Origin of the sequence: Microbacterium sp., from assembly GCF_029263575.1 — a bacterium.
Lineage (GTDB): Bacteria > Actinomycetota > Actinomycetes > Actinomycetales > Microbacteriaceae > Microbacterium.
The window spans coordinates 1-11,937 of sequence record NZ_JAJUFV010000091.1 but is presented as its reverse complement, the minus strand read 5'-3'; the positions used below and the strand labels follow the sequence as shown (position 1 = coordinate 11,937).

Below are 11,937 nucleotides of genomic sequence, written 5' to 3'. Positions count from 1 at the left end.
TGCTCGCCGTGGACGTGCGGGGTGGTACAGTAAAGAACAGAGCGGAGGGCTCCACGTAATTTCGTGAATCTGGCCCCCATCGCAATTCTGCGAGATCCGCACGCAACCCCCAGAACTGCTTTCTCGGTTCTGGCTGGCGGACGCTGAGCGTCTGTCCGTGCGATCGCGCGCAGCACCCGTTGTGCGCGAGTCACGCTCATTTCCCACGACATATGAGGGAGTACTCGTGGAGAATTTCTCCGAGACCCAGAACGACCAGGCGGCATCCGCCACTGAGACCGCTGCCGCAGAGACTGCGGCGACCGAAGCGCCCGCCGCCCCGGCGCGCAAGCGCGCACCCCGTCGCGCCACCACGGCCACCGCCGCTGCCAAGGCCGAGAAGGCCGCCGAGACGGCCCAGGCCGCTGAAGCGAACCCCGCCGCCGCGCCTGCGGCGGAGGCAGAGCCCGCCGCCGAGGCCGCTCCCAAGGCGAAGGCTCCGCGACGCAGCCGTGCGAAGAAGACGGAGGAGGCCCCGGCCGACACCGACTCTTCCGCACCGGCATCCGAAGCCCTTGCATCCGACGCCCCGGCATCCGAAGCCCCTGCATCCGACGCCCCGGCAGCAGATGCCCCGACGACTGACGGCGCGGCCTCCGGCAGTGCCGCATCCGACGCCGCCGCAGAAGAGCCGGCACCGAAGACGACCGGCCGTGGCCGTCGCACCAAGAAGACCGACGCCCCCGCCGAGGAAGCCGCGACGAGCGAGACCGCCACTGAGGCGAAGCCCGCGGCCGACGGCGGCCAGAGCGACGCGAAGTCCGACTCCGGCGACAGCGCTGATGCGGCCGACAGCGCCGACACGAACGCCAAGACCGGCGGCGGCAAGTCCGGCAAGTCGACCAAGAACGGCAAGTCGGGCCAGAACGGCAAGTCCACTCAGAACGACAAGGCCGCCCAGAACGACAAGGCCGCCCAGTCCGAGAAGGACGCGCCGGCAGAGAAGGACGGCAGGTCGGAGAACGGCTCGCAGTCCGACTCGAACGACGGCGCCGACGGCACCGACGGCGACGAGGGATCCGGCCGCAGCCGCAGTCGCAACCGCAACCGCAACCGCGGACGCGGACAGGGCGGCAGTCAGAACAACGGCCAGGATGCCCAGAGCGGCAACTCCGACGATGACGGCAACGGCAACGGCCGGGGTCGTCAGCGCAACAAGCGTCGCGGCGGTGGAGCATCCGACGAGTTCGAGACCGAGATCGGCGAGGATGACGTTCTGATCCCGATCGCGGGCATCCTCGATGTTCTCGACAACTACGCCTTCGTGCGCACCACCGGCTATCTTGCCGGTGCCAGCGACGTCTATGTTTCGCTCGGCCAGGTCAAGAAGTACAACCTGCGCAAGGGCGACGCGATCGTCGGCGCCATCAAGCAGCCCCGTGAGGGCGAGCAGCAGGGGCGCCAGAAGTACAACGCTCTTGTCAAGGTCGACTCGATCAACGGGCTGTCCGTCGACGACGCCGCAAGCCGTGTCGAGTTCGGCAAGCTGACGCCGCTGTACCCGCAGGAGCGTCTGCGCCTGGAGACCGCACCCGAGAAGCTGACCCAGCGCATCATCGACCTCGTCGCCCCGATCGGCAAGGGCCAGCGCGGTCTCATCGTCGCCCCGCCCAAGGCCGGTAAGACCATCGTGCTACAGCAGATCGCAAGCGCCATCGCGCAGAACAACCCTGAGGTGCACCTCATGGTCGTGCTCGTCGACGAGCGCCCCGAAGAGGTCACCGACATGGAGCGCACGGTCAAGGGCGAGGTCATCGCCTCGACCTTCGATCGTCCGGCCGAAGACCACACCACGGTCGCCGAGCTCGCCATCGAGCGCGCCAAGCGTCTGGTCGAGCTCGGCCGTGACGTGGTCGTGCTGCTCGACTCGATCACGCGTCTGGGTCGTGCGTACAACATTGCGGCACCGACCTCCGGTCGCGTGCTCACCGGCGGCGTCGATGCTGCAGCCCTGTACCCACCCAAACGCTTCTTCGGCGCTGCCCGCAACATCGAGAACGGCGGCTCCCTGACGATTCTCGCCACGGCGCTGGTCGAGACCGGCTCCAAGATGGACGAGGTCATCTTCGTGGAGTTCAAGGGCACTGGCAACAGCGAACTGCGTCTGTCACGGGCCCTGGCAGACAAGCGCATCTTCCCGGCTGTCGATGTCAACGCCTCCAGCACGCGCCGCGAAGAGATGCTGCTGTCGGCTGACGAGGTGAAGATCACCTGGAAGCTGCGTCGTGCCCTTGCAGGCCTCGACACTCAGCAGGCGCTGGAGGTCGTGCTCGGCAAGCTGAAGGAGACCAGCTCCAACGTCGAGTTCCTCGTGCAGATGCAGAAGTCGGTCCCGGCGCCCGCCGCCGGCGGCTCGAGCCACAGCCACGAGAACAGCATCCGCTGAGCTGACAGCAGCGACTACAGAGCGGAGCAGAGGCGTGTTCGAATCGGTCCAGGCGTTGATCGATGAGCATCGTCGGGTGCAGGAAGAGCTCTCCGACCCGGCGGTGCACGCCGACGCTGCCCGCGCGAAGCGGGTTAACCGCCGCTACGCCGAGCTGAACCGCATCGTGTCCGCGCACGAAGCGTGGGTCGCGGCATTGACCGATCTCGACGCCGCACGTGAACTGGCCAAAGAGGACGAGGCCTTCGCCGATGAGGTCCCGGCGCTCGAAGAGGGGCTGGCGCAGTCGCAGGAGCGGCTGCGGCGACTGCTCATTCCGCGTGATCCGGACGACGCGCGTGATGTGATCCTGGAGATCAAAGGTGGTGAAGGCGGCGCTGAAAGCGCCCTGTTCGCAGCCGACCTGCTGCGCATGTACATCCAGTACGCGGCATCCCAGGGGTGGAAGACAGAACTCCTCGAGCGCAATGAGTCAGACTTGGGCGGCTACAAAGACGTGCAGCTCGCGATCAAAGGGTCCTCCACCGACCCCGCGCAGGGCGTCTGGGCGCATCTGAAGTACGAAGGGGGCGTGCACCGTGTGCAGCGCGTTCCCGCGACCGAATCGCAGGGGCGCATCCACACCTCGACAACGGGCGTGCTGGTGTTTCCCGAGGTCGACGAGCCCGACGAAGTCGAGATCAGTCAGAATGATCTGAAGATCGACGTGTACCGGTCATCGGGCCCGGGTGGCCAGTCCGTGAACACGACCGACTCCGCGGTGCGAATCACCCACCTGCCGACCGGCATCGTCGTGTCGATGCAGAACGAGAAATCGCAGCTGCAGAACCGTGAAGCAGGCATGCGGGTGCTGCGAGCGCGAATTCTCGCGAAGCAGCAGGAAGAGCTCGACGCGGCGGCATCCGACGCTCGCAGATCTCAGATTCGCGGGATGGATCGTTCCGAGCGCATCCGCACCTACAACTTCCCGGAGAACCGCATCGCCGATCACCGCACCGGATACAAGGCATACAATCTCGACCAGGTGATGGACGGCGCCCTGGGGCCAGTCATCGAAAGCTGCATCTCGGCCGATGAAGAGGCACGCTTGGCCGCCCTCGGCCAGGATTCCTGATCGAGGGCGCCGAAGCGATCAGATCGAGTAGTCCGAGGCGATTCGCAGATCGCTGAAATCATCGTGGCCGTCTCGTCGGCGCGCACGGGCCGGCACGCCGACCATGATGCTGTTGTGCGGTGCATCCTTCGTGACGACGGCGTTGGCGCCGATAACCGTGTTCTCGCCGACCGTGATCGGGCCGAGGATCTTCGCCCCCGACCCGACCACGACACCGCGGGCGAGAGTGGGATGCCGTTTTCCGGTGTCATCCTGCGTTCGTCCGCCGAGGGTGACGCCGTGGTAAAGCATCACGTCATCGCCGATCTCGGATGTCTCACCGATCACGATGCCCATGCCGTGATCGATGAAGAAACGTCGGCCGATCTTCGCGCCGGGGTGGATCTCGATGCCCGTCAGCGTGCGTGCCAGCTGGGAATTGGCCCGCGCGAGAAAGCGCAGTCCGCGCTTCCATAGGACATGCGAGACCCGGTGCGCCCAGATCGCATGCAGCCCCGGATACAGCACGCCGACCTCGAACCCGGTGCGCGCGGCCGGGTCCCGAAGGCGCGCGGCGGCGATGTCCTCGCACAGTCGGCCGATCATTCCCATAGACGAATCAGCTCTCGCGCAGATCCTCGAACAGGGCCGTGGAGATGTATCGCTCACCCGTGTCCGGCATGACGGCGACGATCGTCTTACCCGCGTTCTCAGGCCGCGCCGCGACCTGCAGAGCGGCCGAGAGCGCCGCTCCCGACGACATGCCCACCAGCAGACCCTCCTTGACGGCCAGCTCGCGCGCGAGGCGCAGCGACTCGTCGAATTCGACGGCGATGACCTCGTCGAGCACATCGCGATCGAGGACGTCCGGCACGAAGTTCGGGCCGATGCCCTGGATCTTGTGCGGCCCGGGGTGTCCTTCGGTCAGCACGGGGGAGTCCTTCGGCTCGACGGCGACGACCTGCACGCCGGGCTTCGCCTCTTTCAGCGCCTGGCCGGTGCCGGTGACCGTGCCGCCCGTGCCGATGCCGGCGACGAGAATGTCGACACTCCCGTCGGTGTCGCGCAGAATCTCCTGTGCGGTGGTGTCACGGTGAATCTGCGGGTTGGCGGCGTTCTCGAACTGGCGGATCCAGACGGCGCCCGGTGTGTTCGCGACGATGTTCTTGGTCTCCTCGATCGCACCGCTCATGCCGGTGGTCGGATCGGTGAGCACGATCTCGGCGCCGAATGCCTTCAGCAGGACGCGGCGTTCTTTCGACATCGATGCCGGCATTGTGAGGATCACTTTGTACCCTCGGGCCGCGCCCACCATCGCCAGTGCGATACCGGTGTTACCGCTGGTGGATTCGACGATCGTGCCGCCCGGCTTGAGCTCGCCGGCTTCTTCGGCGGCGTTGACCATGGCGATGCCGATACGGTCTTTCACACTCGAGGCGGGGTTGAACGACTCGAGCTTTGCGAGCACGGTGGCGCCGAGGCCTTCGGCGACGCGGTTCAAACGCACCAGCGGTGTGTTGCCGAAAGCAGTCGTGATATCGGAATGGATGCCGGGCATAGTGGGCCTTTCGCTCGCGGAACGGTGCACCGGCAAGCTTATGCGAGTCAATGCAACGTGGGGTCATTGTGACGCGGATGCGCCTCGACGGCCCCGTACGCTGAGTGGATGCCCGAAACGACTCTCGCCGCGATCGTGCGCTCGGCCGCCGAGCGCCTCGCCGCCGCCGGTGTTCCCGAGCCGCTCGTCGACGCTGAGCTGCTGACCGCTCATGTGCAGAAAATCGGTCGCGGCGAGCTACAGGCCGCCATCGTACGCGGCGACGGGATGGGGGAAGACGAGGCACAGGCCCTCGACGCGCTCGTCTCCCGCCGGAGCGTACGGGAGCCGTTGCAGCATCTCACCGGAACCGCGCCTTTTCGTCACCGTGAACTGGCCGTCGGACCGGGTGTCTTCGTGCCGAGACCCGAGACGGAGACGGTCGCGCAGTTCGCCATCGATGCCCTGCTGAACGACGCGTCGGGCGAGCCGATCGGGGTGGACCTGTGCACCGGCAGCGGGGCGATCGCCGTGGCGATGGCGACCGAGGTGCCCCATGCGCGCGTGTTCGCCGTGGAGCTCTCGGACGACGCGTATCCGTGGGCAGAGCGCAATACTCGGGAGATCGAGAATTTGACTCTCGTGCACGGGGACCTCGCCGACACGCTGCACGAGATCGACGGCACCGCGAGCGTGGTCATCTCGAACCCGCCCTATGTGCCCGATGCCGCAGTCCCGCGCGACCCGGAAGTGCGGCTGTTCGACCCGGCGATGGCGCTGTACGGCGGGGTCGACGGGCTGGACGTCGTACGTGCGCTGAGCGTGCGAGGGCTGCAGCTGCTGCGGCCCGGCGGGCTGCTCGTCATCGAGCACGGCGAGCTGCAAGGCGAGGCCATCCGCACGCTGCTCGCCGACGATGGCTGGCGCGCCCCGTCCACGCATCGAGATCTCACACAGCGCGATCGATCGACGACCGCGCTTCGTCCGTGACGCAGACGCCTGTCGCTCGAGGCCGCGAAGTCGTGTGCGACCCGGCCGGCCACGTAGACTGAGACGGTCATGTCCTCCGTCTTCGATTGCAGCGACGAGGCGCAGCTGCTCGCCGGGATGCGCCACGCTCGTCAGGCGATCGCGCGTGGCGGTCTCATCGTCATGCCCACTGACACGGTCTACGGTGTCGCCGCCGACGCCTTCGCACCCGCCGCTGTGCAGCGACTGCTCGATGCGAAGGGTCGTGGGCGCGATCAGCCGCCCCCCGTGCTGGTGCCAGGGCAGGCGGCGCTCGCGGCGCTCGTCGAAGAGATCCCCGCGCCCGTGCAGCAGCTCGTCGATGAGTTCTGGCCGGGGGGATTGACCATCGTTCTTCCCGCGCAGCCCTCGCTCGCCTGGGATCTCGGTGACACCCTGGGAACGGTCGCCGTGCGGATGCCGGATCACCATGTCGCTCTCGAGATTCTCGAGGAGACCGGTCCGCTCGCTGTCTCCAGCGCCAACCTCACCGGAAGAGATGCCGCGATCTCGGCGCAGGATGCCGAGCGGATGCTGGGCGACAGCGTCGCGGTCTATCTCGACGGAGGCATGAGCGCGACCGGCGTCGCCTCGACCATCATCGACGCGACGTCGCTGGTTCGTCCGACCGCAGACGCCGATGAGCCACGCATTCGCGTGCTGCGTGAGGGCGCTGTGACGCGCAGGCAGCTCGAAAGCGTGCTCGGAGAGCTGCTGGAGCCGCAGGTGTCGCCTGACGACGCAGCGGACGGCGCGCAGTGAAGCAATATCTGTTCACGATCATCCTCACCGCGACCATCACGCTCGTGATGACCTGGGCTGTGTGGCAGCTCAGCCTGCGCTTCAAGCTGTATCCCGGCATCCGAGAGCGCGACGTGCACACGACGCCCACACCGCGACTCGGCGGCGTGGCGATCGTGCTCGGCATCGCCGCAGCGATCGCGGTATCAGCGGCCAACCCCTTCTTCGCCATCATGTGGGTGCCGCCCCAGACGATGTGGGCTGTGCTGGGTGCTGTCCTGCTCATCGCCGTGATCGGGGTGATCGATGACCTGTGGGATCTGGACTGGATGATCAAACTCGGCGCCCAGTTCCTGGCCGCCGGAATCATCACCGTCGTCGGCGGGCTGCAGATCCTGTCGCTGCCGCTGGGGGAGATGGTCATCGTCTCCAGCTGGCTGAGCATCGCCGTGACGATGTTCGCGATCGTCGTCGTGATGAACGCGGTCAACTTCATCGACGGACTCGACGGGTTGGTCGCTGGCGTCTGTCTGATCGCCAGCGGGGTGTTCTTCGCCTATTCGTACATTCTCGCGCGCGACATCGGAACGAGCAGCTACTTCAACCTGGCATCGTTCCTCGCAGCTGTCGTGGTCGGGGCGTGCATCGGGTTCCTGCCGTTGAACTGGAGCCCGGCGAAGCTGTTCATGGGAGACTCCGGCGCTCTGGTGCTCGGGCTGCTCATGGCCACCTCGGCCATCTCTCTCACCGGTCAGATGTCCTCGGTGGCGATCGATCCGGAAGAGTTCGGACGTTCCCAGCTGCTCGGCGCGTTCATTCCGATTCTCCTTCCCCTCGTCGTCGTGCTGCTGCCGCTGCTGGATTTCGCACTCGCTGTCATTCGACGGATGCGGGCGGGAAAGTCGCCCTTCTCGCCTGACCGCAAGCACCTGCACCACCGGATGCTCGATCTCGGGCACCGCGACCGTGACGCCGTGCTCATCTTCTACGCGTGGACGGCCGTGATCTCGCTCGCCGTTCTGCTCATGTACGTCGGATCGCGCGAGGACTGGCCGGGACAGTATCTTCCCGGTGTCGCCTTCGGCGTGATCGGCATCTGCGCCTGCCTCGTCGTCACGTTTCTTCCGTCCCGCCGCGCCGCGCACGCCGCTGCTGCTGCCTCGCATCCACTGGAGACCCCATGAGTCAGAGTCCTGTATCCAGCACGCCGATCCTGCGCAAGACATTGCTGTGGTCAGCCGGGGCTGCGATCGTGCTCGCGATCATCGCCGGTGTCATCGGCCTTCTCGTCGACGGCACCGACGGTCTGTGGAGCGGGCTGCTGGGGGTGCTGCTGGCGGCGCTGTTCCTCGCCATCACCGCTATCAGCATCCTGATCGCCAACCGCTGGTACGGCGATCCGATCTACGTTCAGCTCTTCTTCGCGATCGTTCTCGGCGGGTGGATGCTGAAGCTCGGCGTCTTCATCGTCGTGATGATCGTGCTCAGCGGCGCCCCTTGGATCTCACCGATGGTGTTCTTCCTCTCGATCGTCGCCGGCGTGGCACTCTCACTGGCCGTGGACGTGATCGTGCTCATCCGGATGCGCATTCCGAACGTCAGCGACATATCGTTGCCGACCGAAGCTCCCGAGGATCGAGCGCCGGGCGAGACACCGCCGAGTGCCAGAACGGATTTGCGCGACAATTGATTCTGATAGTGTTGACACGTGCCCGCTCGCTCCGCGAGCGCTTGCGCCTGAACCACACCGACCGTCGCCGCCCCGGTTCAAACCGGTGCCCCGAAGCTGGAGCCCGCGCTGTTTAATCTTGCTGCGACCCTGACCCCTCGTCTCGCTGCTGATGGTGGAGAATTCCACGGTCCCTCGATGGACGAGTTCTTCCCGGAGATCCTGTTCGAGGTCTTCGGCGTCATCCCGATTCACCGCATCCACCTGATCCAGCTGCTCTCGGTCATCGTGGTCGTGCTGCTGCTGTGGCTCGGCACGCGCCGCATGCGGGTCGTCCCCGGTCGCTTCCAGAGTGTGATCGAGATGGGCCTCGGATTCGTCCGCGGCGGCATCGCGCATGACCTGCTCGGTCGCAAAGACGGCGATCGCTTCCTGCCGATTCTCACCACGATGTTCTTCATGATCCTGTTCATGAACATCACAGGCATCGTGCCGTTCCTGAACATGCCAGGAACAGCGATCATCGCGGTGCCGCTGACGCTCGCCGTGATCAGCTACGTCACCTTCATCTACGCAGGTATGAAGAAGAGCCCGCTCGGCTTCTGGAAGAATTCGCTCTTCCCGTCCGGCGTCCCGTGGCCCGTCTACATCATCGTCACGCCGCTCGAGTTCATCTCGACGTTCGTCATCCGTCCTGTGACGCTGACTCTTCGACTGATGATGAACCTCGTCGTCGGCCACATGATTCTGGTGCTGTGCTTCGCGGCAACTCATTTCTTCTTCTTCACCGCGGGTGGCGGCTGGGCTGCCCTCGGCGTCGGAACCCTCGCCTTCGGCGGCGCGTTCACGGTCTTCGAGATCCTCGTCGTCGTCCTGCAGTCATACGTCTTCACCGTCCTCACCGCGATCTACATCCAGCTCGCGGTCGCAGAAGAGCACTAAGCGGACCGGCTCCCGCCGTTCCAAAACCGAAAGGAAACACCCCGTGGACGCAACTACGGTTCTCGCTGAAATCAACGGCCACCTCGCGGCGGTCGGCTACGGCCTCGCAGCCATCGGTCCGGCCATCGGTGTGGGCATCGTGGTCGGTAAGACCATCGAGGGCGTCGCTCGTCAGCCCGAGCTGGCCGGCCGCCTGCAGGTCCTCATGTGGATCGGTATCGCCTTCACCGAGGCGCTTGCATTCGTCGGCATCGCCGTCGGATTCATCCCGTTCCCGTAATTCTCACCGACTTCTGAAGGAGACAGGATGCTGAACGCTCTTGTCACGAACCTCGCGGCGGAAGAGACGCCCAACCCGCTGATCCCCGCGTGGTACGACATCATCTGGTCGGCACTGTGGTTCGTCGTGATCCTGATCGTAGTGTGGAAGGTCGCCCTTCCTCGCTTCACGAAGATGCTCGATGAGCGGTCCGCCGCTATCGAGGGAAACATCGCCAAGGCCGACGAGGCGCAGAAAGAAGCCGAAGCCGCGCTGGAGGAGTACACCCGCCAGCTCGCCGAGGCACGCACCGAGGCTGGTGAGATCCGCGAGGCCGCCCGCGAGGACGGCAAGCGCATCATCGCGGAAGCGAAAGACACGGCAACAGTCGAAGCCGCTCGTGTCACCGCGTCTGCGCACGCGCAGATCGAAGCCGAGCGCCAGACCGCGCTGGTGTCGCTGCGCGCCGAGGTGGGCACGTTGGCACTCGACCTGGCTGGCGGTGTCATCGGCGAGACGCTGTCCGACGATGCACGCGCGACGGCCGTGGTGGATCGCTTCCTGGCTGACCTCGACGCCTCAGAGAAGGCGGCACAGTAATGGGCAGCGCGACCACTCAGGCGCTCGCGGCATCCACGAACGCGCTTGCCGCAGCGTCCGGCGTCACTCTCGACACCGCGGGCGAGTTCTTCTCGGCCGCGGCTCTCGTGGGCGATTCGTCGCAGTTGAGCGGCGCGCTGGCTGACTCGACGGCGCCCGCGGGCGCTCGCGCGGCAGTCGCCGCTCGCGTCTTCTCGGGTGCCTCTTCTACGGTCAAAGACGTCCTCGCTGTCGTCGCCGATCAGCGGTGGTCGTCCTCGAGCGACATCGTCGACGCGATCGAAGAGCTGGCCATCCGCTCCGTGGCGATCGCCGAGCCGAAGACCGACGTCGAGGGCGAGCTCTTCTCGTTCCTTCGAGTCGTCGCGGCTGATCCCGAGCTCGAGCTCGCTCTGGGCAGCCGCTTGGGAGACCCGGCTTCACGCAGTGCGCTGGTGAGCACCATCCTCACCGGTAACGCCAGCACGGCGACGACATTGATCGTCACCTCGCTCGTGCGCCAGCCGCGAGGCCGGCGCATCCGTCAGCTGCTGAACCGAGCGATGAAGATCGTCGCGTCGCAGCGTCAGCGGCTCGTGGCGACCGTGCACACGGCATCGCCGCTGTCGGCGGACCAGGCCACACGGTTGAGCGATGCTCTGTCCCGGCGTTACGGCGAACAGGTTTCACTCAATGTGGTGATCGACCCCACCGTCGTGGGCGGACTGCGGGTGCAGATCGCCGATGACGTGATCGACGGCAGCATCTCCGCGCGGCTCGCCGATCTTCGACAGAAGCTCGCGGGCTAACAGACTTCGCGCGGGGAACCGCGCAGACTCTCTCAGATACAAAGGGAAGACAATGGCAGAACTATCGATCAGCCCCGACGTCATCCGTGACGCGCTGAAGGACTTCGCCGCTGCGTACGAGCCGACGGGCGCTGCAGCGACCGAGGTCGGCACCGTCATCGACGCAGCCGACGGAATCGCACACGTTGAGGGCCTGCCCGGCGTCATGGCGAACGAGCTCGTGACGTTCGCAGGCGGCGTCCAGGGCCTCGCACTGAACCTCGACGAAGACCAGATCGGTACGGTCGTGCTCGGCGACTTCGCCGGTATCGAAGCGGGTCAGGAAGTCCAGCGCACGGGTGAGGTCCTCTCGGTCTCGGTCGGTGACGGCTATCTCGGCCGCGTGGTCGACCCGCTCGGTAACCCGATCGACGGCCTGGGCGAGATCGCCTCAGAGGGCCGTCGCGAGCTTGAGCTGCAGGCGCCCGGCGTTATGCAGCGCAAGAGCGTGCACGAGCCGATGCAGACCGGCATCAAGGCGATCGACGCCATGATCCCCGTCGGTCGCGGCCAGCGCCAGCTGATCATCGGTGACCGCCAGACCGGTAAGACCGCGATCGCCATCGACACGATCATCAACCAGAAGGCCAACTGGGAATCGGGCGACGTCGACAAGCAGGTTCGCTGCATCTACGTCGCGATCGGTCAGAAGGGCTCGACGATCGCCTCCGTCAAGGGCGCGCTCGAAGACGCCGGCGCTATGGAATACACCACCATCGTCGCCGCTCCTGCCTCTGACCCAGCCGGCTTCAAGTACATTGCTCCGTACACCGGCTCGGCGATCGGCCAGCATTGGATGTATGGCGGCAAGCACGTCCTGATCATCTTCGACGACC

At 65.9% G+C, this 11,937-nt stretch carries 12 protein-coding genes and 1 pseudogene; 11 read left to right on the top strand and 2 right to left on the bottom strand.

Annotation, left to right across the window (positions count from 1 at the left end; all coding sequences use genetic code 11):
• Positions 1 to 226: 226 nt before the first annotated feature.
• Together rho and prfA are read left to right on the top strand one after the other, a co-directional pair.
• Complete coding sequence (gene rho / locus Q1J95_RS10225) at positions 227 to 2,425, top strand: transcription termination factor Rho (protein ID WP_300267411.1); 2,199 nt, start codon at positions 227 to 229, stop codon at positions 2,423 to 2,425.
• A gap of 34 nt (positions 2,426 to 2,459) precedes the next feature.
• Entirely contained in the window at positions 2,460 to 3,539 is a 1,080-nt protein-coding gene (prfA, locus tag Q1J95_RS10220; RefSeq protein WP_300267410.1) for a peptide chain release factor 1, read from the top strand.
• An 18-nt stretch (positions 3,540 to 3,557) separates the two neighbouring features.
• Here prfA and epsC read toward each other — a convergent pair whose 3' ends face one another.
• Together epsC and cysK are read right to left on the bottom strand one after the other, a co-directional pair.
• The gene (gene epsC, locus Q1J95_RS10215) at positions 3,558 to 4,130 is read right to left on the bottom strand and encodes a serine O-acetyltransferase EpsC (RefSeq protein ID WP_300267409.1); all 573 of its coding nucleotides are present in this window, start codon (positions 4,128 to 4,130) and stop codon (positions 3,558 to 3,560) included.
• A 7-nt stretch (positions 4,131 to 4,137) separates the two neighbouring features.
• Positions 4,138 to 5,076, bottom strand: a complete 939-nt coding sequence (cysK, locus tag Q1J95_RS10210; RefSeq protein WP_300267408.1) for a cysteine synthase A — start codon at positions 5,074 to 5,076, stop codon at positions 4,138 to 4,140.
• A 108-nt stretch (positions 5,077 to 5,184) separates the two neighbouring features.
• Here cysK and prmC point away from each other — a divergent pair, with 108 nt between their 5' ends.
• From prmC to Q1J95_RS10165, 9 genes and pseudogenes are all read left to right on the top strand, one after another.
• The gene (prmC, locus tag Q1J95_RS10205; RefSeq protein WP_300267407.1) at positions 5,185 to 6,045 is read left to right on the top strand and encodes a peptide chain release factor N(5)-glutamine methyltransferase; all 861 of its coding nucleotides are present in this window, start codon (positions 5,185 to 5,187) and stop codon (positions 6,043 to 6,045) included.
• A gap of 69 nt (positions 6,046 to 6,114) precedes the next feature.
• Positions 6,115 to 6,825: an L-threonylcarbamoyladenylate synthase gene (locus Q1J95_RS10200; protein ID WP_300267406.1), complete on the top strand. Its 711-nt coding sequence runs from the start codon at positions 6,115 to 6,117 to the stop codon at positions 6,823 to 6,825.
• Complete coding sequence (locus Q1J95_RS10195; protein WP_300267405.1) at positions 6,822 to 7,988, top strand: MraY family glycosyltransferase; 1,167 nt, start codon at positions 6,822 to 6,824, stop codon at positions 7,986 to 7,988. Before Q1J95_RS10200 ends, Q1J95_RS10195 begins: the two co-directional genes overlap by 4 nt.
• Positions 7,985 to 8,494, top strand: coding sequence for a hypothetical protein (locus Q1J95_RS10190; protein ID WP_300267404.1), 510 nt, complete (start codon positions 7,985 to 7,987; stop codon positions 8,492 to 8,494). The genes Q1J95_RS10195 and Q1J95_RS10190 overlap by 4 nt, the downstream gene beginning before the upstream one ends.
• A 177-nt stretch (positions 8,495 to 8,671) precedes the next feature.
• Entirely contained in the window at positions 8,672 to 9,415 is a 744-nt protein-coding gene (atpB, locus tag Q1J95_RS10185) for a F0F1 ATP synthase subunit A (RefSeq protein ID WP_300267403.1), read from the top strand.
• Between the two features lie 43 nt (positions 9,416 to 9,458).
• Positions 9,459 to 9,695: an ATP synthase F0 subunit C gene (gene atpE, locus Q1J95_RS10180; protein WP_025103147.1), complete on the top strand. Its 237-nt coding sequence runs from the start codon at positions 9,459 to 9,461 to the stop codon at positions 9,693 to 9,695.
• A gap of 27 nt (positions 9,696 to 9,722) precedes the next feature.
• Positions 9,723 to 10,274: a F0F1 ATP synthase subunit B gene (locus Q1J95_RS10175; RefSeq protein WP_300267402.1), complete on the top strand. Its 552-nt coding sequence runs from the start codon at positions 9,723 to 9,725 to the stop codon at positions 10,272 to 10,274.
• Positions 10,274 to 11,062, top strand: coding sequence for a F0F1 ATP synthase subunit delta (locus Q1J95_RS10170; RefSeq protein ID WP_300267401.1), 789 nt, complete (start codon positions 10,274 to 10,276; stop codon positions 11,060 to 11,062). Before Q1J95_RS10175 ends, Q1J95_RS10170 begins: the two co-directional genes overlap by 1 nt.
• Before the next feature lie 52 nt (positions 11,063 to 11,114).
• A pseudogene (locus Q1J95_RS10165) lies at positions 11,115 to 11,937 on the top strand (F0F1 ATP synthase subunit alpha); the annotation flags it as partial.

What these genes read in the sequence shown, in the direction of transcription:
- Q1J95_RS10200 (WP_300267406.1), top strand. Translation starts at nt 6,115, where the DNA reads ATGTCCTCCGTCTTCGATTGCAGCGACGAGGCGCAGCTGCTCGCCGGG.
- epsC (WP_300267409.1), bottom strand. Translation starts at nt 4,130, where the DNA reads ATGGGAATGATCGGCCGACTGTGCGAGGACATCGCCGCCGCGCGCCTT.
- Q1J95_RS10170 (WP_300267401.1), top strand. Translation starts at nt 10,274, where the DNA reads ATGGGCAGCGCGACCACTCAGGCGCTCGCGGCATCCACGAACGCGCTT.
- atpB (WP_300267403.1), top strand. Translation starts at nt 8,672, where the DNA reads ATGGACGAGTTCTTCCCGGAGATCCTGTTCGAGGTCTTCGGCGTCATC.
- prmC (WP_300267407.1), top strand. Translation starts at nt 5,185, where the DNA reads ATGCCCGAAACGACTCTCGCCGCGATCGTGCGCTCGGCCGCCGAGCGC.
- Q1J95_RS10175 (WP_300267402.1), top strand. Translation starts at nt 9,723, where the DNA reads ATGCTGAACGCTCTTGTCACGAACCTCGCGGCGGAAGAGACGCCCAAC.
- Q1J95_RS10190 (WP_300267404.1), top strand. Translation starts at nt 7,985, where the DNA reads ATGAGTCAGAGTCCTGTATCCAGCACGCCGATCCTGCGCAAGACATTG.
- cysK (WP_300267408.1), bottom strand. Translation starts at nt 5,076, where the DNA reads ATGCCCGGCATCCATTCCGATATCACGACTGCTTTCGGCAACACACCG.